21 protein-coding genes are annotated in these 20924 nt (G+C 68.2%); 13 read left to right on the plus strand and 8 right to left on the minus strand.

Features of this window, described 5'->3' with window-relative positions; translation table 11 throughout:
* Window positions 1-78: 78 nt before the first annotated feature.
* The 3 genes from H7H34_RS00295 to H7H34_RS00305 all read right to left on the minus strand — a co-directional run bounded on the left by H7H34_RS00295 (window position 79) and on the right by H7H34_RS00305 (window position 3387).
* The gene (locus tag H7H34_RS00295) at window positions 79-1509 is read right to left on the minus strand and encodes an alanine/glycine:cation symporter family protein (RefSeq protein WP_185923887.1); all 1431 of its coding nucleotides are present in this window, start codon (window positions 1507-1509) and stop codon (window positions 79-81) included.
* 223 nt (window positions 1510-1732) lie between these two features.
* The gene (locus tag H7H34_RS00300; protein ID WP_185923888.1) at window positions 1733-2617 is read right to left on the minus strand and encodes an asparaginase domain-containing protein; all 885 of its coding nucleotides are present in this window, start codon (window positions 2615-2617) and stop codon (window positions 1733-1735) included.
* 2 nt (window positions 2618-2619) lie between these two features.
* Window positions 2620-3387: an aspartate/glutamate racemase family protein gene (locus H7H34_RS00305; RefSeq protein ID WP_185923889.1), complete on the minus strand. Its 768-nt coding sequence runs from the start codon at window positions 3385-3387 to the stop codon at window positions 2620-2622.
* Between the two features lie 127 nt (window positions 3388-3514).
* On the opposite strand from H7H34_RS00305, the gene H7H34_RS00310 reads away from it, so the two are divergent.
* Window positions 3515-4327, plus strand: a complete 813-nt coding sequence (locus H7H34_RS00310) for a helix-turn-helix domain-containing protein (protein ID WP_185923890.1) — start codon at window positions 3515-3517, stop codon at window positions 4325-4327.
* A 94-nt stretch (window positions 4328-4421) separates the two neighbouring features.
* Here the strand turns inward: H7H34_RS00310 and H7H34_RS00315 are convergent, their stop codons facing one another.
* Entirely contained in the window at window positions 4422-5042 is a 621-nt protein-coding gene (locus tag H7H34_RS00315) for an FMN-dependent NADH-azoreductase (protein ID WP_120270664.1), read from the minus strand.
* 105 nt (window positions 5043-5147) lie between these two features.
* Here H7H34_RS00315 and H7H34_RS00320 point away from each other — a divergent pair, with 105 nt between their 5' ends.
* From H7H34_RS00320 to H7H34_RS00335, 4 genes are all read left to right on the plus strand, one after another.
* The gene (locus H7H34_RS00320; protein WP_185923891.1) at window positions 5148-6116 is read left to right on the plus strand and encodes a LysR family transcriptional regulator; all 969 of its coding nucleotides are present in this window, start codon (window positions 5148-5150) and stop codon (window positions 6114-6116) included.
* 286 nt (window positions 6117-6402) lie between these two features.
* Window positions 6403-8001: an MBL fold metallo-hydrolase RNA specificity domain-containing protein gene (locus tag H7H34_RS00325; RefSeq protein WP_185923892.1), complete on the plus strand. Its 1599-nt coding sequence runs from the start codon at window positions 6403-6405 to the stop codon at window positions 7999-8001.
* Window positions 8002-8199: 198 nt separating this feature from the next.
* Window positions 8200-9276: a LacI family DNA-binding transcriptional regulator gene (locus tag H7H34_RS00330; RefSeq protein ID WP_185923893.1), complete on the plus strand. Its 1077-nt coding sequence runs from the start codon at window positions 8200-8202 to the stop codon at window positions 9274-9276.
* A gap of 194 nt (window positions 9277-9470) precedes the next feature.
* A complete protein-coding gene (locus tag H7H34_RS00335) occupies window positions 9471-9893 on the plus strand; it encodes a VOC family protein (RefSeq protein ID WP_185926376.1) in 423 nt (140 codons plus the stop codon).
* Window positions 9894-9900: 7 nt separating this feature from the next.
* On the opposite strand, the gene map is transcribed toward H7H34_RS00335, so the two are convergent.
* Both map and H7H34_RS00345 read right to left on the minus strand, forming a co-directional pair.
* Complete coding sequence (map, locus tag H7H34_RS00340; protein ID WP_185923894.1) at window positions 9901-10698, minus strand: type I methionyl aminopeptidase; 798 nt, start codon at window positions 10696-10698, stop codon at window positions 9901-9903.
* Entirely contained in the window at window positions 10695-10913 is a 219-nt protein-coding gene (locus H7H34_RS00345; protein WP_120270659.1) for a ParD-like family protein, read from the minus strand. Before H7H34_RS00345 ends, map begins: the two co-directional genes overlap by 4 nt.
* Before the next feature lie 356 nt (window positions 10914-11269).
* Between H7H34_RS00345 and H7H34_RS00350 the strand changes: the two genes are divergently transcribed.
* The 8 genes from H7H34_RS00350 to H7H34_RS00385 all read left to right on the plus strand — a co-directional run bounded on the left by H7H34_RS00350 (window position 11270) and on the right by H7H34_RS00385 (window position 20270).
* Complete coding sequence (locus tag H7H34_RS00350) at window positions 11270-12727, plus strand: FAD-binding oxidoreductase (protein ID WP_185923895.1); 1458 nt, start codon at window positions 11270-11272, stop codon at window positions 12725-12727.
* Complete coding sequence (locus H7H34_RS00355) at window positions 12720-14222, plus strand: xylulokinase (RefSeq protein WP_185923896.1); 1503 nt, start codon at window positions 12720-12722, stop codon at window positions 14220-14222. The genes H7H34_RS00350 and H7H34_RS00355 overlap by 8 nt, the downstream gene beginning before the upstream one ends.
* A complete protein-coding gene (locus tag H7H34_RS00360; protein ID WP_185923897.1) occupies window positions 14222-15304 on the plus strand; it encodes an ABC transporter ATP-binding protein in 1083 nt (360 codons plus the stop codon). Before H7H34_RS00355 ends, H7H34_RS00360 begins: the two co-directional genes overlap by 1 nt.
* 46 nt (window positions 15305-15350) lie before the next feature.
* Window positions 15351-16688 (plus strand): ABC transporter substrate-binding protein, encoded by a 1338-nt coding sequence (locus tag H7H34_RS00365; RefSeq protein WP_185923898.1) that lies wholly within the window; start codon window positions 15351-15353, stop codon window positions 16686-16688.
* A gap of 116 nt (window positions 16689-16804) precedes the next feature.
* A complete protein-coding gene (locus H7H34_RS00370; protein WP_067337675.1) occupies window positions 16805-17665 on the plus strand; it encodes a carbohydrate ABC transporter permease in 861 nt (286 codons plus the stop codon).
* Window positions 17662-18498: a carbohydrate ABC transporter permease gene (locus H7H34_RS00375; protein ID WP_185923899.1), complete on the plus strand. Its 837-nt coding sequence runs from the start codon at window positions 17662-17664 to the stop codon at window positions 18496-18498. Before H7H34_RS00370 ends, H7H34_RS00375 begins: the two co-directional genes overlap by 4 nt.
* 6 nt (window positions 18499-18504) lie before the next feature.
* Window positions 18505-19551 carry a glycerol dehydrogenase gene (locus H7H34_RS00380; protein WP_185923900.1) on the plus strand — a complete coding sequence of 349 codons (1047 nt, stop codon included), beginning with the start codon at window positions 18505-18507 and terminating at the stop codon, window positions 19549-19551.
* Between the two features lie 5 nt (window positions 19552-19556).
* A complete protein-coding gene (locus H7H34_RS00385) occupies window positions 19557-20270 on the plus strand; it encodes an SDR family NAD(P)-dependent oxidoreductase (RefSeq protein WP_120270653.1) in 714 nt (237 codons plus the stop codon).
* 24 nt (window positions 20271-20294) lie between these two features.
* Here the strand turns inward: H7H34_RS00385 and H7H34_RS00390 are convergent, their stop codons facing one another.
* Both H7H34_RS00390 and H7H34_RS00395 read right to left on the minus strand, forming a co-directional pair.
* Complete coding sequence (locus H7H34_RS00390; RefSeq protein WP_185923901.1) at window positions 20295-20465, minus strand: small membrane protein YohP; 171 nt, start codon at window positions 20463-20465, stop codon at window positions 20295-20297.
* Window positions 20462-20896 (minus strand): SAM-dependent methyltransferase, encoded by a 435-nt coding sequence (locus H7H34_RS00395; RefSeq protein WP_185923902.1) that lies wholly within the window; start codon window positions 20894-20896, stop codon window positions 20462-20464. Before H7H34_RS00395 ends, H7H34_RS00390 begins: the two co-directional genes overlap by 4 nt.
* Window positions 20897-20924 lie beyond the last annotated feature (28 nt).

Consider the following 20924-nt stretch of genomic DNA (forward strand, 5'->3'; position numbering starts at 1 on the left):
TTGCGCCCGCGTCTTTCAAGCTCGGCAAAATGGAAAACGGGCCGCCTTGCGGCGGCCCGTCGCTCGTCGTGTCGCCGCTTACTTCCAGCGGGCGGGGTCCCAGGCCTCTCGGTCGAGGTCGAGATCGGGGAACTTCGCCGGATCGAAGATCGGGCGGGCGACGCCGGCCTTCAGCTGGGCGCGGAAGTCGTCGACCACGCGCATCGCCGTCGGGAACAGCATCAGGATGGCCACCAGGTTGACCAGCGCCAGCACGCCCATCATCGGGTCGGAGAAGAAGAACACGGACGTCGCCGAGGGGGCCGCCGCGCCCATGAAGACGAGGCCGAGGATCAGCAGCCGCAGCCCGTTCAGCGCCATCTTGGAGTCGGTCATCGCCGCCAGCGCGTTCTCGCCCAGATACACGTTGTAGATGATCGAGGAGAAGGCGAAGAGCAGGATCGCCAGCGTCAGCGCGTAGCGCGACCACTCGCCGAAATGGCTCGCCAGCGACTGCTGGGTCAGCACCACGCCGTCGATGCCTTCCGCACCCGGCGTGTAGACGTCGCCGAGCAGGATCAGGAAGGCGGTGCAGGAGCAGATGACGATGGTGTCGATGAACACGGAGAAGGCCTGGGTCACGCCCTGGCTGACCGGATGGCGCACCAATGCGGTCGCCGCCACGTTCGGCGCCGAGCCGAGGCCGGCCTCGTTGGAGAACAGGCCGCGGCGCAGGCCTTGCGCGATGGCTGCGCCCATGCCGCCGGCAATCGCCTCCTCGTAGCCGAAGGCGCTGGAGACGATGCGGGCGATCACCGACGGGATCTCCTGGATGTTGATCGCGATGGCGATGATGGCCAGGCCCAGATAGCCGACCGCCATGATCGGCACCACGACGTCGGCTGCCTTGGCGATGCGCTTGATGCCGCCGAAGATCACGAAGCCGGTGACGATGGTCAGGAAGGCGCCGGTGATCATCCGGTCGATCCCGAGCGAATCCTGCACCGCGCCGGCCACCGTGTTGCCCTGGAAGGCGTTGAAGCCGAGGCCGAAGGCGGCCAGCAGGCAGATGGCGTAGACGATGGCCAGCCAGTTGTACTGGTGGCCGAGGCCCCGGCGGATGTAGTCGGCCGGCCCGCCGCGGAAGGAGTGCTCGCCGTCCTTGCGCTTGTAGACCTGCGCCAGCGTGCATTCGACCAGGCTGGTGGCCATGCCGACCAGCGCGATGCACCACATCCAGAACACCGCGCCCGGTCCGCCGAGCGTGATCGCCACGGCGACGCCGGCGATGTTGCCGCCGCCCACGCGCCCGCCGACCGACACCAGCAGCGCCTCGCGGGCGCTGATCGCGTTGGGATCGTTGTTCTGGTTGCGGCCCGACAGCACGCGGAACATGCGGCCGAAGAACTCGATCTGCACGAAGCCGGACATGATGGTGATGAACACGCCGAACACCACCAGGATCGGGATCAGCGCCCAGCCCCAGGTCAGTGCGTCGACATAGCCGAAGAGCGTTTTCAGAAACTCCATGTGACCCTCCCATTCACGACGAGCCCCCGCTCGTCTCTACTGAGGTCGGCGGGCCGTGCCCGCCAGAAAATTCCCTCAAGATCCGGGCCTTCCGTCAAAGACCCGGCGGACCCTCCCGGCCCGAGCCGCAACAATAGGCTGCGTGCGCTCCCGCCCCAATTGCGCGAAATGGAGCGGAGTGGTGCAATGTGGTGCATTTTGCGCAACATCTTGCGCCTGCTGGTTAGTCCGATAGCTCGATCCACAGGTGCGCCAGCGCCGCTTCCGGCGTTTCCGGTCCGCCGTTTTCCACGCCCGCACGCCACAGCATGGCACCGGCGGCATAGGACCCGGGCGACAACCCGCCTTCCTCGCACTGGCTGACCGCGCGGATGCGGCAGCCGCGCTGCACCGCCTGCGCCAGCGCCGCTTCCAGGGCCGGGTCGGCCATCGCCGTGCCCGCGCCGTAGACCCGCAGCACCGCTCCGTCCAGTTCGGCGAGCGCTCCGGCCAGGGCCCCGGCCGGCAGGCCCGGCGACAGGGTCAGGATCGCCAGCCGCTTGTCGGCGAAGCGGCGGCGGCGATAGGGGCCGGACAGCGGCGCCTGCGGCACCGAGCGGAAGGCGTCGGCGTCCTGCGAATTGTGTTTCACCAGCCCGGCGGCGGCCATGATCGCGCCGTTGAAGGCAAGCCGCACGCCGGCCGGTCCCTCGCGCACCGCATCCAGCGCCAGCTTCAGGTTGCCTTCCGCATCGCCTTCGACGCCGAGCGGCTGCATCGACCCGCACAGCAGGACGGGCAGCGGCAGGCCGGTCAGCGCCTGTGCCAGCGCGGCGCCGGTAAAGGCCATGGTGTCGGTGCCGTGGGTGATGATGACGCCGGCCCGCCCCGGCATGTCCGCGCAGCGCGCGGCGAAGGTGTCGATGACTTCCAGCATCGCGTTCCAGTGGTCCGGGCCGATGGCCGAACTGTCGATCAGCGGATCGAAGACATGCAGCGTCAGCCGCGCGTCGGCCGGGGCCAGCCGGCGCGCCGCCGCCTCGACCAGGCCCTTGGCCGGAGCCAGCCCGTCCGGGCCGGACGCCATGCCGATCGTGCCGCCGGTGTGGAGCAGAAGGATCTCGGCCATCGTCACCCCGCCCGCCGCAGTGCCGTGGGCGCGGGCAATGCCCGCCGCGCCAGCGCATCGGCCACGAGATCCGTCACGTCGACCAGCTGCTTGTCCGTTTCGATGTCGGCGATCAGCGGCAGTTCCGTGCAGGCCAGCAGCACCGTGTCGGCATCGAGGCCGGCGACCAGCTCGGCAAGGCGCGGGCGCAAGGATGCGTCCCCGCTGCCCAGCCGCTTCACGTCCTCGATCAGCCGGTGCAGCGCGCCTGCATCGCCCGGCAGCTCCACCTCGACCAGCTGCGGCAGGTCGCGATAGGCCGACCACTCGTCCATCGCCGTCACCGGTCCGGCGCCGAGCAGCGCCAGCTTGCGCGTGCCGCTGCGGGCGATCCAGTCGGCCAGGACGCCCTGGAAGGAGACCAGCTGCGCGGCAAGGCCCAGCTCTTCGATACGCGGCGCGTACCAGTTCAGCGTGTTGCAGGCGATGGCATAGGCCTCGACCTGCGGTGCGATGATGTCGAGCGTGTCGCGCATCGCCGACCACACGGCGGTGTCGTTTCCGGCCAGGTCCATGGACAGGCCGAGCCGGGGCTCGGACACGACGATGACGCGCGGGGCGTCGAGATCGCCGCGGAACGCTGCGCCCATCAGCTGCTGGTTGCGCCGCAGCACCTTGGCCCACAGGTCGAGCCCGGCCTCGGGTCCCGAGCCGGCGATGATGCCCAGGCTCGCCCGCGCGCGCGCCGGCGGCGCCTCGCTGCTGGCCCTGCGGCCGGTGTCGTTCTGCATCCCTCGTCTCCGCGATGGTTCGGTGCCCATAGTCCCCGCAGGGTGATTCACCGTGCATGTCTCGGGCAATTGTGCAATTGAGTGGGAATCGGCGCTTTCGGGCGCGAAAAATGCACCAAAGCGCATCATGCATCCTTTCGGCACCAATCTCCGCCTGCTGTGCGGCTATCGGCCCTCCATCGCCCGCGTGGCGCAGGACCTGAAGATCAACCGCAGCCAGCTCAACCGCTATCTTGCGGGAAGCTCCTTCCCGCGCAACGCCTTGATGCGGAAGATCTGCGATTATTTCGGCGTCGAGCCGCACGAGATGCTGCTGCCGGAAGAGGAGTTCGCCCGCCTGGTGAAGCTGCGCGGCCTGGCCGCCGACACGCTCACCCGGAACTTCCGCCAGCATCTCGACCAGATCTTCGCGCGGGGCGATCCGCGCATCTTCAACCTCGTCGGCACCTTCTTCGAATATTACTATTCCATGTCCTCGCGCGGCCAGATCGTGCGGGCGCTGGTGTCCTTTTCCATCGAGGGCGAGCACGTCTTCTATCGCCGGCTGGAGCGCATGGGGCCGTTCGACCGGACCTGCCGGCGCCACTACCGCTACCAGGGGGCGGCGCTGCTGACCGGCGACCGGGTGTTCCTCAACGATTACGAATACAGCGCCGGCATCGAGATCACCCAGACGGTGCTCTATCCCGACTATGCTCATCGCTGGACGCGCCTGCACGGGGTCAAGGTCGGCGTCTCGGCCAATCGCGACCACGTGCCTTGCGCCGTGCGCACCTATCTGGAGCGCACCTTGCCGCGCGTGCCGCTGGCCGGCTCGCTGCGCCGCTGCGGCCTGTTCGATGCCGACAGTCCGGAAATTCCGGCCTATGTGCTGCCGATGATCGACAATGCCCGGCCGGGCAACCACGTCTTCGAGGCCTATGCCGACGAGCGCGGCTGAGCCCGCCGACGTGTCGGCAAGGAGGGGGCCGGCAACAAAAAACCCGCCGGGAGGGGCTCCCGGCGGGTCTTGCATCGAAGTCTTGCAGCTCGCGTCAGGCCGCGACAAGCTCTTCCAGCTTGCGCTCGGCTTCGCCGATCGAGGCCTCGCGGGCCTCCGGGCCGAAGGCCAGCTTCTCGGCATAGACGAAGGTGATGTCGGTGATGCCGATGAAGTTCAGCATCGTGCGCAGGTGCGGCTCCTGCGAATCCATCTGCTTGGCAGGGCCTTCGCTGTAGAGACCGCCGCGGGTCGCAACGACGATGGCGCGCTTGCCGGTCATCAGGCCTTCCGGGCCTGCCTCGGTGTAGCGGAACGACACGCCGGCGCGCAGCACGTAGTCGAACCAGGACTTCAGGGTCGAGGGAATGCCGAAATTGTACATCGGCGCGCCGATGACCAGGACGTCGGCGGCCTTGACCTCGGCGATCAGCTCGTCGGACAATTTCTGGGCGGCGGCCTGCGCCGCGTTCGCCGGCTCGCCGCCGCGAATGGCGGTGGCGCCGTCGAGGTCGAGATGCGGCACCTGGCCGGCACCGAGATCGCGAACGGTCAGCTGCAGGTCCGGGTTGCGGGACTTGAGCTGGTCGATCGTGTCGTTGACCAGCTTGTTGGATGCGGACGCATCACCCAGCGCGCTGCTGGTGATGGCGAGAACCTTCAAAGTCGAGGGCATGACCCTGTTCCTTCCGATAATGTTGTACCCCACAGGTAGTCGTCCTCGTGCGGCACCAGAACTCCCGAAATCCGCACCACACTGTTGCGCCAGCAGGAACGCCGGATGATCGAACTGGAAGACATGCGCTACTTCGTCGAGGTCGCCGAGAGCGGCGGCTTCAGCCGGGCTGCCGCCCGTCTCGGCGTCTCCAAATCCATCGTCAGCCGGCGCATCGCCCGCATCGAGGAGCATCTGGGCGCGCGCCTGCTCAACCGCACGACGCGCGGCGTCACCGCCAGCGATGCCGGGATGGAGTTCAAGGCGCGGGCCGAACGGCTCCTTGCCGATTACGACGAAGCGCTCGATGCGGTCGCCGCCCATGGCGGCGAGGTGGTCGGCCGGCTGCGCGTCTCGGCGCCGCTCTCCTTCGGCATCCAGCATCTGGCGCCGGTGCTGGCCGAACTTGCCGCCGACCATCCGCGGCTGGAGCTCGACGTCTCGCTGTCCGACCGGCTGGTCGACCTGATCGGCGAGCGGCTCGATGCGGCGATCCGCATCGGCAAGCTGGAAGATTCCAGCCATGTCGCCCGCCGCATCGCGCCGATCCGCTCCCTCGTCGTCGCCAGCCCCGCCTATCTCGCCCGCAAGGGCCGGCCGACGCGGCCAGAGGAACTGGCGACCGACCACGACTGCCTGATCTATACCGGCAGCCGCTCGCCCGAATGGGTCTTCACGCGGGGCGAGGAGACCGTCTCCGTGCGCCCGCGTGGCCGGCTCCGCAGCGACAGCGGCGAGACGCTGGTCGCCTGGGCCCTTGCCGGTCTCGGCATCGTCCAGATGCCGTCCTTCCTGCTCGGCGACACGGTCGACAAGGGCACTCTCGTCCCGCTTCTGCTCGACCATCCCTTGCCCGAATACGGCATGTATGTCGTCCGCCCGCCCGGCCCGCACACGCCCGGCAAGGTCAGGGCGCTGACGGAGGCCCTGCTGCGCCATTTCGGCGGCACGCCGGCCTGGGACCGCTGCGTGCGCCACGTGGCGGAGGCGGAGGCCGCCGCACGGGCATCGGGCAAGGCCGGCACGCGGGGATAATCGGACAGCGGTCGGGGCGGCCTTGCCGGGGATAACCGGCGCCGTGCGGCCATCGGCCGCTCTCTTTCGCCGACCTAACCCGGATTGGGCGATTTTGCGTGCGCCATCTCGAAAATCGCGCCGATTGAGACGGAATTTCGCAAAATCCGTCTCGAAATTCTCCAACCGCCCGACGGGTGTGCAGTCCCCTGTCGCGCGGGCTTCCATACCTGCCGGAAAATCGTGCTAACCTGTGGGTCTTGTTGGGCTTTGCGCCGTGCGGCGCGCTCGCGTTCGGAAGGTTGCGATGACCGTTCTCCCCAGGCTGACATTCCACGGCGCCGCCGGCGGCGTCACCGGATCCTGCCACCGTCTCGAGACGGCAGGCGGCACCGTTCTGCTCGACTGCGGCATGTTCCAGGGCTCCAAGACCGAGAAGGAGCTGAACTACCGGCCCTTCCCCTTTTCCGTCGGCGACGTCGACGCGGTCGTCCTCAGCCATGCCCATATCGACCATTCCGGCCTGCTGCCGAAGCTGGTCCGCGACGGCTATTCCGGGCCGATCTACGCCACCGGCGCGACGTTCGAGCTGTGCAGCGTCATGCTTCCCGACAGTGCCCACATCCAGGAGATCGAGGTCGAGCAGCTGAACCGGCGCAACCGCCGGCGCCGCCGCCGCGACACGGTCGAGCCGATCTATACCGGTGCGGATGCGCAGGCGACGCTGGCGCTTTTCCACCCCTTTGCCTATGGCGACTGGTTCCAGGTCCTGCCCGGCCTGCGCGCCCGTTTCTGGAACGCCGGCCACCTGCTCGGCTCCGCCTCGGTCGAGCTGGAACTCGCCGAACCCCCGATGAAACTGCTGTTTTCCGGCGATATCGGCCCGGACTACAAGCTGATGCACCCGGACCCGGAAGGCCCCAGCGGGATCGACTACCTGATCTGCGAGAGCACTTATGGCGACACCGACCGGGAGGACGCTACCCCCGCCCACCGGCGCGGCCAGCTGCGCGCCGAGGTGAAGGCGGCGATGCACCCGGACGGCGCCCTGCTGATCCCGTCCTTCGCGGTCGAGCGGGCCCAGGAGCTGATCAGCGACCTGTGCCAGCTGATGGCCGAGAAGGCGCTGCCCGAGATCCCGATCTATGTCGATTCGCCGCTGGCGGCCGCCGCGACCCGCGTCTTCGCCCGCCATGCCCGCGAACTGGAAAGCGGCGACGTTCTGCTCAAGGGGCTGGCCGCCCGCAACCTGCACATGACGGAGACGGTCGAGCAGAGCAAGGCGCTCGACCGCGTCCGCGGCTTCCACATCGTCATCGCGGCGAGCGGCATGTGCGAGGCCGGCCGCATCCGCCACCGGCTGAAGAACTGGCTGTGGCGCGACGAGGGAACGGTCCTGCTGGTCGGCTATCAGGCGAACGGTACGCTCGGCCGCATTCTCCAGGACGGCGCCCCGTCCGTCCGCATCCAGGGCGAAGAGTTCTCCGTGCGCGCCCGCATCCGCTCCATCGATCTGTATTCCGGCCATGCCGACGGGCCGGAGCTGACGAGCTGGGTCGAAAAGCGCCTGCCGCTGGCGCACGATATCTTCCTGGTTCACGGCGAGCGGGAGGCGATCGACGGCCTGGCCGACCGGCTTGCCGGCCTGATCGAGCCCGACCATGTGCTGAAGCCGGGCCTCGACGAAAGCTTCGAACTGACGCCGACCGGTGCCGTCCGCCTTGCCGGCGAGGCGCCGCCGCGCGTGCCGCGCGAGGAGGTCGGGCATCTCGACTGGCACAACGACGTCACCCGCCTGCTGCTCGATATCAGCGACCAGCTTGCGGCCGAAACCGACGAAAAGAGCCGGAATGTCGTGATTCGCCGCCTGCGCCGCGCGCTTGCCGGCGAGGAGGACGGCCGCTAGGCGAGGCGCCATTCGCCCCGCCTGTCCGCGACAAACTTGCAAGGGCCGGTGCGGTTCAACTTGCCTCCGCGCCGCGCCTTGGGCACTTTCACTGGCCTTGCGGACGGCTGACGTGGCGGAACCCTTGCTGGGACCGGCCGGGGGCGGTCCGCGCTCTCGCGAAGCCCGGCGAAGGCCGCCGATGACGACCGGTTGACCATGACGAAGGAAGCCCCCGCCACCCCGCGCCCGCGCAACGCCACCTTGCGGGACGTGGCAAGAGAAGCCGGTGTCGACGTCTCCACGGTCTCGCGGGTCCTGAAGAACGACAAGGACGTGCGCACCAGCGCCGAGACCCGCCAGCGCATCATCGATGCGGCGGAGCGGCTGCAATACCGCGCCAATCCGCTGGCCCGCGCGCTGAAGATGGCCCGCTCGCGCACGCTGCTGATCGTCGTGCCGCAGATCGAGAACCCGGTCTTCGCCTCGGCGATCCTTGGCGCGGAAGCCGAGGCGCGGGCGCAAGGCTATGTGCTGCTGGTCGCCTACGACCAGAACGGCTCGGCCGCCAGCGTGCTGGAACGGGTGTCGCAGTCGAGCCTGATCGAGGGCGTCATCATCGCCAGTTTCGATGAGGACGACAGCCTGCGCCAGAGCATCGCCGCCATCAACCGCCCCTATGTGGTGATCAACCGCGTGCTGCCCGGCGACGTGCACTGCGTTGCGGTCGACACCTGCGCGGCCGCCGCCATCGGCGTCAGCCACCTGATCGCCCTCGGCCATCGGCGCATCGGCCATCTCGCCGGCCGGCTCGGCCGCTTCAACGGCAATGCCCGCCGCCAGGGCTGGCAGGAGGCGATGAGTGCCGCCGGACTGGACCCCGACCCGGATCTGGTGGTGGAGGCCGGCTACGATCCGGCGCGGGTGCCGGGCGCCGTCGATGCGCTGCTGGCGCGCGGAGTGACCGCAATCCACGCCGCAACGCTGCTGACCGGGGCGGCTGCCATCGCCCACCTGCACAAGCGCGGCCTCGATGTGCCGGGCGACATGTCCGTCGTCACCATGCATGACGACCTGCTGGCGCGGGTGGTGCATCCGGAGATCACCACCGTCGGCCTGCCGACCTCCGAGATGGGGCGCGAGGCGGTGCGTGCGCTGCTGGCGCAGCTCGAGCCGGCGCCGGCGGGCGGGGCGGAGCCCGCCCATGTGCTGCTGCTGCCGCCGGGCGAACTGGTTGTCCGGGCATCCGCCGCAGGGCCGAAAGCCGGCCCGGAAGCCGGTACTGGGGCCGTCTGACCTTGTCGCGCCGCGCGCAGGAGGTGTTGACGGGCGCGCGCATCGGACCCAATCTTGCCAGCGTCTGAAACAGGTTAGGTTCGGGAAGGTTGGCCCGGCCCCCGCTTCGCGGGTCCTTCCGTCACCACGGTGACGGCCCAAGACTGTCAAGGCGTGCGCATGGTGCGGACGCCGATAGGATGGGTATGGACATGATGAAGCCGCGAATTTCTGTTCTCACGCTTGCCGTCTCCGATCTCGAAAACGCCCTGTCGTTCTATCGCGATGGCCTTGGTCTGCCGACCGAGGGCATTGTCGGGCGCGAATTCGAACACGGTGCGGTCGCCTTCTTCGATCTCTCGGGCGGCCTGAAGCTCGCCATCTGGGCGCAGGACGATCTCGTCCACGACACCGGACTGCCCAAGACCCCGATTTGTACCACCGCCGTCAGCATCGGGCATAACGTTCTGCGCCGCGAGGAGGTCGACGACGTCATGCGCAAGGCAATGAGCGCAGGGGCGAAGGTCATCAAGGAGCCGCAGGACACGTTCTATGGCGGCTATGCGGGCTATTTCACCGATCCCGACGGGCATCTTTGGGAAATCGTCTGGAACCCGGCGATGCTGCCGGCCGACTGACGCCGCCTCAAGCTTGCGCCCGTGCCGCGGGGATAGCATCCGCCGGCACGGGTTCGCCGGCCCGCAGGGTCAGCACGCAAACGCCTGAGGAGGTGACGGCGACCGTATGCTCGTACTGGGCGGAGAGCGATCCGTCGCGGGTGACAACGGTCCAGCCGTCGTCTTGCGTGCGCACGCTGCGCCGGCCCCGGTTGAGCATCGGCTCGATGGTGAAGACCATCCCTTCGCGCAGCGCCAGGCCGGTATCCGGCTTGCCGTAATGCAGGATCTGCGGCTCCTCGTGCATCTCCCGGCCTATGCCGTGGCCGCAATACTCGCGCACCACCGAGTAGCCGTTGCGTTTCGCGTGGCGCTCGATCGCCCAGCCGATATCGCCCAGCCTTGCGCCCGGACGCACCGCGCGGATGCCCTTCCACATCGCCTCGTAGGTGGTGCGCACCAGCCGCCTGGCCGCCGGATTGACCTCGCCGACGAGGTAGGTCTTGCTGCTGTCGGCGATGTAGCCGTTCTTCTCCAGCGTGATGTCCAGGTTGACGATGTCGCCATCGCGCAGCACCGCCTGGCGCGAGGGGATGCCGTGGCAGACGACCTCGTTGATCGAGGCGTTCAGCACGAACTCGTAGCCGTACTGGCCCTTGCTGGCCGGGCGCGCGGCAAGATCGTGGACGATGAAGCGCTCGACCATGTCGTTGACCTCGAGCGTCGACAGGCCGCTCAGCGCCGTGCGGTCGAGCATCTCGAAGACGCGCGCCAGCAGTCGGCCGGATTCGGCGAGCAGCTCCAGCTCGTGCGGTTCCTTGGTCATGCGCCTGCCGGCTCCGCGGCCGCCTCGGGCGCGGCAACGCCGGCCGCGGCGAGCTCGCGCTGCATGATTTCGGAAAAGCTCAGCGCCGGATTGGTCTCGCACAGCATGCCGATCCGGATCCAGTAGGCGGCCTGCGCGTTGATCGAGCGGTACGACACCTTGCTCGCCCGCCGCAGCTGATCGTGCAGGTCCTCGTCGATGCTCACGATGCCCATCATGCATCTCCAAATGGTTCATATATGTTTCATATATATTGCGTGGTGCGCGATGCCAAGTCCGCCCGGACGCGTCGCGACCGCTGTCGATGCGCGATTCGCGACCCCGCCTGTCGGATTTGACAGCCACGGGAACCTCGTCCGGTGCAGCCGCGAGCGCCCGGTTTCCGCCGTCCCGAGGGCTCTTCTCGACGGCTCGCAAATTTTGCTGTTGACCTCCGGGGGCTCTTGGCGTTCTATCTGAACAAACGTTTGTTCAAACGAGTTGTCCAAAGAGTTGTTCGAGCGTTTCGTCAAGGTTTCATCGCAGCCGGCGCACAACCTCGAGCCGCGGCGATCGAACAGGGAGGTTCAGGGTGAGCAGTGAAACGCGGGTAGCGGAATTTGCAAAGATCGTCGGGCCGCAGAACGTTCTGACGGCCGAGGACGACCGCCGGCGATACGCCCATGACAAGCTCCCTTACGCCAATTTCCGGGCTCGGGCCGGTGCGCTGGTCGGCACGTTGCCGGGCGTCGTGGTGCGTCCCGGCACGGCGGCGGAGGTGCAGCAGGTGGTGCAGCTGGCGGCCGAGGCTGGCCTGCCCGTGATCCCCTATGGCAGCGGCTCCGGCGTGCTCGGCGGCACCATCCCGCTCGGCGAGGAAGTGCTCATCGACATGCAGCGCATGGACCGGATCCTCACTGTCGATCCGGAGAACGCGCTGGTCACGGTCGAGGCCGGCATGAACGGCGAACTCTTCGAGGCCGCGCTCAACGACAAGGGCTACACGGTCGGGCACCTGCCGCAGTCGCTCACCATCTCGACCGTCGGCGGCTGGGCCGCCTGCCGCGGCGGCGGCCAGGAATCGAGCCGCTACGGCAAGATCGAGGACATCGTCGTCGGCCTCAAGGCGGTGCTGCCTGACGGGCGGATGCTCGAGGTGCGGCCGCTGCCCAAGCGCGCCACCGGCCCCTCGATCCGCGACCTGATCGTCGGCAACGAGGGCACGCTCGCCATCATCACCGAGCTGACGCTGCGCCTTTGGAAGCTGCCGGAGACCGAGGAGGTGCTGGCGCTGGCGCTGCCCGACCGCCCGGCGGCGCTGGGCCTTGCCCGCCGGATCATGCAGGCGGGCCTGCATCCGCGCATCGTCCGCCTCTACGACGAGAAGGAGACGGCCTCGCGCACCGAAGGCATCGACGCCTATCGCGAGCGTCCGGTGATGGCCAATATCGTCCTGTGCGGCGAGCCGGGCCTGGTGGCGGCGGAAGCTGCTCTGGTGCGCGCCTTCGCCGCCGAGGCCGGGGCGGTGGAAACTGAGACACGCCCGTTCGACGAATGGCGCGCGCACCGTTACAAGTCGATCAGCCAGCAATGGCAGGAGAAGGGCTTCTACAACGACACGATCGAGGTGACGGTCAACTGGTCGCGGGCGGCCGCCCTGTACGATGCGATCCGCGCGGCGGTGCCGGCGATCCATCCCGACGCCCATTTCAGCGCCCACTGGTCGCACGTCTATCCGGAAGGTGTCTGCCAGTACATGACGATCCGCCTGCCGCAGATGCCTCAGGACGAGGCGCTGCCGCTCCATGCAAGGCTCTGGGAGCTGCTGGAGGGCGAGACGCTCGCCCATGGCGGCTCCATCGCCCACCATCACGGGACCGGCCTGTTCCGCGGCCCCTGGATGGACGGCGAGCTCGGCGTCGGCATGGACGTGCTGCGGGCGGTGAAGGACGCCCTCGATCCGCAGAACATCTTCAATCCCGGCAAGCTCGGCCTGCCGCCGCGCGCCGGGGCCATCGACCCCTATCGCGACAGGATGGACCATGCCTGATCCGTTGCTGCTGGGCATAGACCTCGGCGCCGGTTCGCTCAAATCGACCGTGATCGACGGGACCGGCAAGGTCCATGGCGCGGCTTCGGCCGCCGTCGAGACCCTGGTGCCGCATCCCGGCTTCAGCGAGCAGGACCCGCTCGGCTGGCGCGCGGCGATGATCGACACCCTGGCGCAGCTGTGGCGCCAGGGCGTCGACCCGGCGCGGATCAGCGGCATCGCCTTTACCGCCGGCGCCCACACCCATGTGCTGGAGGAGGCGGACGGCACGATCCTTCGCCCGGCCATCATGTGGAACGATCAGCGCTCGGGCCGCCAGGCGGCGGCGCTGCGCGAGAGCGACGGCGCACGGATCCTGGAGCTTTCGGGCAATCAGGCGAGTCCCACCTGGACGCTGCCGCAGCTGGTCTGGGTGCGCGAGAACGAGCCGGAGCTGTTCGCCCGCATCCGCCGGATCCGTCCGGCGAAGGACTGGCTGCGCCGCCAGATCGACGGCAGCGATGCCACCGATATCACCGACGCCTGGGGGCTGATGCTGGCCGATGCCCGGTCGCAGGAAGGCGCCTGGTCGGATGAGCTCTGCCGCATCGCCGGGATCGATCCGGCCGTGCTGCCCCCGCTTGTCGGCTCGAGCGACATCACCGGCGCGGTGACGGCGGACGCCGCTGCCGCGACGGGGCTGGTTGCCGGAACGCCGGTCATCTGCGGCACGTCGGACACCAATGCGGAGACCTTTTGCGGCGGCATGACCCGTCCCGGCCTCGGAGCGCTGAAGCTTGCGACCGCCGGCACCGTCTCCTCGCTGACGGCTTCTCCGTCGTTCTCGGCCAAGGTGATCCACTATCCGCATCTGGTGCCGGGCCACTGCTACACGATCCTTGGCACCAATTCCTGTGCCTCCGCCCACCGCTGGCTGCGCGACACGCTGTTCGCCGGGCTCGGTTTCGAAGGCATGGACACGGCAGCGCGGGCCGTTCCGGCCGGCAGCGAAGGCCTGCTCTTCCACCCCTATCTCAACGGCGAGCGCAGCCCCTATTGGGACCCGGATCTTCGGGCCTCCTATGTCGGTCTCGGCTTCGCCCACGGGGCGGGCCACTTCGTGCGCGCGCTCTACGAGGGCATCGCCTACAGCCTGCGCGACTGCCTGGAGGTGCTGCGCGGACTCGACATGGGCTTTTCGACGGCGCGGCTCGTCGGCGGCGGAACCCGCAGCGAGCTGTGGCAGCAGATCATCGCCGATGTCACCGGCCTGACGATCGAGATCCCCCGCGAGGGCGACGCCTCCTTCGGCGCCGCGCTCATTGCCGGCATGGGCGCCGGCGTGTTTGCCGACACGAAGGCCGCCGCAGCGGTGATCGGTGTGGCGGCGACCCGGCATCCGGATCGCCGGGCGATGCAGCGCTACGAGGAGGGTTTCGCGCTCTACCGCGAGACCAAGGAGGCGCTGACACCCGTCAACCACCGCATCGTCGCAGCCGGCAGGGGAGGAAACTGATGGCCGAAGTGAGCCTGCGCAAGCTGCGCAAGACCTATGGCGGAGTGGTCGCCGTCGAAGGCGTCAGCCTCGACATCGCCCGCGGCGAGTTGATCGTGCTGCTCGGCCCCTCGGGCTGCGGCAAGTCGACGACGCTGCGCATGGTCGCTGGGCTGGAAAGCATTTCCGGCGGCGACCTGTTCATCGGCGAGCGCAACGTCACCCAGCTGGAGCCGAAGGATCGCGACATCGCGATGGTGTTCCAGAACTATGCGCTCTACCCACACAAGACCATCCGCGCCAATCTCGGCTTCGGCCTGAAGATGCGCGGCATCGACGCCGCCGAAACGGTGCGGCGGGTGGACGAGGTCGCCGAGATGCTGGCGATCACCCATCTGCTCGACCGCAAGCCGCGCCAGCTTTCCGGCGGGCAGATGCAGCGCGTCGCGCTCGGCCGGGCGCTGGTGCGCGACCCGGCGGTGTTCCTGCTCGACGAGCCGCTGTCCAATCTCGACGCCAAGCTGCGCGTGCGCATGCGCGAGGAGATCGCCCTGCTGCAGAAGCGCATCGGCAAGGCGATGATCTACGTCACCCACGATCAGACCGAGGCGATGACGCTGGCCGACCGCATCGTGATCATGCGCGACGGTCACGTGCAGCAGATCGGCGCGCCGCTCGAGGTCTACGACCGGCCGCAGAACGTCTTCGTCGCCGGCTTTATCGGCTCGCCGGAGATGAACCTCTTCCCGGCCGAGATCACCGGCGGGCGCCTGCAGATGGGGCCGTCCGCCGAAATGAGCCTGCCGGCCCCGGCCGGTGCACGGCAGGGGCCGGTGATCGCCGGTCTTCGGCCGGAGGCGATGTATGTGGCGCCGCAGGGCTTGCCCTTTGCGGTGCGGGCGGTCGAGCAGCTCGGGTCGCAGACCCTGCTGATCGGCACCATCGGCGAGGTGTCGCTGCGCGTCATGGAGGGGCGGCGCGACGACATTCGGGCGGGTGACACGGTGGCGGTCTCTGCCGACCCGTCCGCCATCCATCTGTTCGACCGGGAGACGGAACAGCGGCTGGCGACAACCGCCTCTGCGGCGCCGGCGCACGCGTGAACTGAACCACCGCGGCAAAGGACGCGGGGAACCTTGGGAGGAAACCATGAAGGACACTGGAAAGAACTCTGGACAGTCTCGCCTCATTACCCGTCGCCAGACGCTTCAGGGCGCCGGCGTGCTGGGCCTCGGCCTTGCGCTGTCGGGCCTCGCGGCTCCGGCGATCCGGGCGCAGGGGCGCAAGGAAATCCGCTTCCTGAACTGCGAGACGGGCAAGGACACGCTCGCCTTCTTCGACAGGATCGCGAAAGAGTACCAGGAGAAGACCGGCATCGAGGTGCGGGTGGATTCCGTGCCGCTCGGCGAGGCCTTTACCAAGATCACCAACGGCATCCGCAGCGGCACGCCCTATGACGTCGCCAATGTCGGCTTCATCGGCCACGTTCTGCTGCTGGCCGACCAGGGCCAGATCGTGCCGCTGAACGAGCTGACCGACCCGTACGAGTGGGGCAACAACATCCTCTTCCCGATGGATGACAAGGTCTACTGGTACCCGTTCGACTACAACCTCTCGGTGATCTACTACCGCAAGGATCTGTACGAGAAGCTGGGCCTGTCGCTGCCCGACACCTGGGACCAGTTCGTCTCCAACTGCCAGGCCACCATCGAGGGTCGCCGCAAGGGCTGCATCTTCCCGATCGGCTCGAACGGCGCCACCAACTGGATGTCGGTCGCCTTCATGTGGGCGGAAGGGGTGAAGCTCTTCGACGACCAGTGGAACGTGACGCTGGATGCCGAAGGCATGAAGTCGAAGGCGGCAGCCTATCTCGACTTCATGGAGAAGCTCTACCCGACCATGCCTCCCGGGGCGATCCAGGCCGACTACGCGACCGTCCTGTCCAACGTCGTCGGCGGTACCGTGGCGCATGGTCCCTATGCCGGCCGCGTGCTGGAAGCGGCGGAGCGCGACAACCCGCAGGTGGCCGAAAACCTCGGCATCATGCCCTACATGGACAGCGCCGGCAAAGCCAAGGCGGTCAGCCACGGCTATGACGGCTGGGTGGTGCTGAAGACCGACAATACCGGCCCGGCCATGGAGTTCATGCGCTGGATGACGACCGACCGCCTGGTCGACTTCCTGCACACCGCGCCGGTGCACTTCCAGCCGGCCCGCCTCGACATCTACGACAATGATCAGTGGCGCTCGAACCCCTTGATCACGAAGTATGCCGACCAGATCGAGACCATGCGCAAGATGGTCACCGACGACAATCTGCTGGTGACCTCGATCGACACGCAGGGCCCGGCCCCGGACATCCGCCCGGGCAAGGTCTTCGAGGGCTTCGTCATGCCGGAGATGCTGCAGGACAAGCTGATCAAGGGCATGTCCTCCACCGAGGCGGTGGAAAAGGCCGCGGCCCGCATGCGCGAGCTGATCAAGTAGGGCGATCCCGACGCCGACAGGTCCGCGGACGGCCAGGCGCCGTCCGCGCATCGACAGGCCCGCAGGCGGTGCAAGACCCGCCTGCGGGCTCCCCGACCGGACAAAGGGTGCCAAGAATGACCCGCTGGATGTTGCCCGCCTTCCTCGCCGTGGGCGTGCTCGTGACACTGCTGCTGATCGTCGGCCCGGCCCTTTATGCCGTGTCGCTCAGCTTCTTCGACTTGCCGTCCCTGACTTCCGACCCGGTCTGGGTGGGCCTTGCGAAATACCAGGCGGTGCTGGCGAGCGCGGAGTTCTGGCGCGCGCTGTGGAACGGCATCGTCTATGCGGGCCTTGCCATCGTGCTGCAGGTGGTGCTGGGCATCGGTTTTGCGCTGATCCTGCACCAGCCGTTCCGCGGCCGGGCCCTGGTGCGCGGGCTCGCTTTCCTGCCCTATCTCCTGCCGACCGTGATCGCGGTGCTGACCTTCAAGTGGATGGTCGACGGCTCGCTTGGCATCGTCACCATCCTGATGGACGAATGGGGCCTGCCGCCGATCTACTGGTTCGAGACCGAGCAGGCGGCGATGATCTCGGTGATCCTGGTCTCGGTCTGGCTGTGGACGCCCTTCGTCACCACCACGTTCCTGGCCGGCCTGCAGACCGTGCCGACCCAGCTCTACGAGGCGGCGCGCGTCGACGGCGCCGGGCCGATCCGCCGCTTCTTCCACATCACCCTGCCGATGCTGCGGCCGATCCTGACCGTCATCATCCTCCTGCGCGGGGTGTGGATGTTCAACAAGTTCGACGTGATCTGGCTGACCACCGGCGGCGGTCCCGTCGGGGCGACGGAACACCTGCCGATCCTCTCCTACCGCACGGCCTTCACGCTCTACGACATCGGCACGGGCGCGGCGATTGCCACGATCTCCTTCCTGTTCCTGTCGCTGGCCGTCTTCCTGTATTTCCGCGTGTTCCCGATGGAGGACGACGCATGACACCCGCAATCCGGCGGCCGGCAGCGCGTGTCGGCCTGTATTTCGCCGCCTTCGCCATCGCGCTCTACAGCGCCTTCCCGATCTACTGGATGGTGTCGTCGTCGCTGCGTCCGACGCAGGAGCTGCTGCTCAATCCCTCGCTGATCCCCAGCGAGCTGACGCTGCAATACTATTACAGCCTGCTGGCCCAGACCGACTATCCGCGGCAGTTCCTGAACAGCCTGATCGTCGCCATCGCCACGGTGGCGCTGACCATGGTCCTGTCGGTGATGATCGCCTATGGCGTCACCCGCCAGCGGATCCGCGGCAAGAAGGCGATCATCGCCGGCATGCTCTATGCCTACATGTTCCCGCCGCTGCTGCTGGCGATCCCGCTCTATGCGATGTTCACCAAAATCGGTCTCAACGACACGCTGTTCTCGCTGGTGATCTCGCATCTGACCATGACCATGCCGCTCGGCGTCTGGTTCCTGTGGGGCTTCTTCAAGGCGATGCCCTTCGAGCTGGAAGAGGCGGCGATGGTCGATGGCTGCACCCGGCTCGGCGCCTTCCTGCGGGTGGTGCTGCCGCTCTCCGTGCCGGGACTGGTGACGGTGGCGATCTTCGCCTTCCTGCTGTCCTGGACGGACTACACCTTCGCGCTGGTGATGATCGGCTCCGACGTCAACAAGACCGTGCCGCTCGGCCTCGCCTCGATGATCGGCGCGTTCGACCTGCGCTGGGGCGACGTGATGGCCGGCTCGACACTGATCGCCCTGCCGCTCTTCGTCGCCTTCATCCTGCTCTCCCGCTATTTCGTGCAAGGCCTGACGGCCGGCGCGGTGAAAGGATAATCGAAGATGGCCCTGCGCATTCTCGGCGCGCCCCAGCGCTACGTCCAGGGACCCGGCGCGATCGATACGCTGGCCGAGGAGGTCGAGCGGCTCGGCGGAGGACCGGTGGCGATCGTCATCGACCCGGTCGCCCGCGAGCTGCTGGGCGAGCGGATCGCCCGTGCCCTGCCGGATGCCAGGCTGCTCGCCTTCGGCGGAGAATGCACGGGCGCCGAGATCGAGGCGCGCGCGGCCGAGACCGGCGAGGCGCGGCTCATCCTCGGCATCGGCGGCGGCAAGGCCATCGACACGGCCAAGGGCGCGGCGATCCTGCGGAAGTTGCCGGTCGGCATCGTCCCGACGATTGCCTCCAACGACAGCCCGACCAGCCATATCGCCGTGGTCTATACCGCCGACCATGCGGTCGAGGGCGTGCGTCACATGCGGGCCAATCCCTCGCTGGTTCTCGTCGATACCGCGGTGATCGCCTCCGCGCCGCGCCGCTTTCTGGCCGCCGGCATCGGCGATGCCATGTCCAAGCCCTACGAGCTCGCCGGGGCCCTTTCCGGGGGCGGCCTCAATTTCTTCGGCGGCACGCCGACCGAACTGACCAGGGCCATCGTCGGTCGGGCGCGGGAGATCCTGCTCGCCGATGGCGAGGCGGCGATGGCGGCGCGCGCGCCGGACGCCGCCTTCGAGCGGGTGGTGGAGGCCTCGATCCTTCTCAGCGGTCTGGCCTTCGAAAGCGGCGGCCTGTCCATCGCCCATTCCATGGTGCGCGGGTTCTCGGTGATGCCGCAGCTCGCCCGCCTGCTGCACGGGGAAATGGTGGCGCTGGGCACGCTGACCCAGTTGGCCGCGGGCCAGGGCAGCGCGGAGGAGATCGCCGAGCTCGCCGGCTTCTTCCGCCGGATCAACCTGCCTGTGTCCTTTGCCGCCTTCGGATTGAGCGAAGAGGCCGACTTCCGGCGGATGGCGGAGGTGTCGCTGACGGCGCCTTACGCGGGCAACTACATGCGCCGGCTGGGGCCGGACGATCTGGTCGAGGCCATGCGCAGCCTCGACAGGATGTGAGGCGAATGGCGCAGCTTCGGGACGGGATCATGCGCAAGGCCATCGTGACAGGCGGGGGAACCGGAATCGGGCGGGCAACGGCCGAATATCTGGCGCAGCGCGGCTGGCAGGTGACGGCGGCCGGGCTGGAGCGCGACGCGGATCTTCCCTCCGACATCGCTTTTGCCGACTGCGACATCTCCGATGCGGGGGCGCGGGCCGCGCTGTTCTCGCAGGTCGGCGAGCTGCACGGCCTCGTCAACTGCGCGGGCGTCATCCGCTTCGACGACGAATGGACGGATGACGGGTTTCGCAAGGTGATGGAGATCAATGTCGGCGGCAGTTTCGCCGTCGCCAATGCTGCCCTGCCGGCGCTGGAGCGGGCCGGCGGCGCGGTGGTCAACATCGCCTCCATGTGGAGCTGGTTCGGCAATTCGGCTGCCCCCGCCTATTCGGCGAGCAAGGGGGCGGTGTCCTCCATGACCCGCTCGCTGGCGGTTGCCTGGGGCGGGCGCGGGGTCCGCGTCAACGCGGTCGCGCCCGGCTGGGTCGACACCCGGCTCTCGGCACGGGCCAAGGCCGATCCGGTGCGCGGCCCGCGCATCGCCGCGCGCATACCGCTCCAGCGCTGGGCGGATCCGGCCGAGATCGCGGCGGTGATCGCGTTCCTGCTATCGCCGGAGGCATCCTATGTGCACGGCGCCATCATTCCTGTCGATGGCGGCTATCTCGCCGCCTGAGCCCTGAGTCCGGACGCCGTCGGATCAGAAGATCAGTTTCAGGATGCCGATCACGACCACAAGGCCGACCAGGAAGATGAAGCCGATGGTGCCGCCGATGAACTTGAGCATGTCGTCTCTCCTTGTTTCGCAGAGATAACGCGCAAGAGGCCGATCGGTTCGAGGGGGGCCGATGTCAGTCGGTTGCGGCTTCATCCGGGCGGCAGTTCCAGACGGCGCAGCGGGTCGCCTCCGTCGATGTAAAGTGCGCCGCCGGGCACGAGGGCGGCTGCGATGTTCCGTAGCGCCCGCTCGGCCAGCTGCGGGTGCCGGCCATCGAGTGCGCCGACCCGAATCGCGACGGCGAGATCGAAGAGCGGGTCTTCGGGGGGCAGGGCAAAGTCCTCCACTGCCGCCTGCCGAAGCTGCAGGCGTCCGGCCCGGACCTCCCCGGCGCAGGCAGCTCGTGCCTGGGCGATTGCCGTTGCGCTGCGATCCAGCGCCAGAACCGTGCCGTCGCCGATCCGTCCGCATATCGCGCGTGCCAGCGCGCCCGGGCCGCAGCCGATCTCCAGCACCCGCAGTCCGGGCCGCAGCGGCAGGGCCTCGGCGATGGCTGCCAGCCGGGGCGAGAGTCCTGCGGGCATGATACGCCTCCCTTCAGGGGCCGGCGCT

Source organism: Stappia sp. 28M-7 (genome assembly GCF_014252955.1).
Taxonomy (GTDB): Bacteria; Pseudomonadota; Alphaproteobacteria; order Rhizobiales; family Stappiaceae; genus Stappia.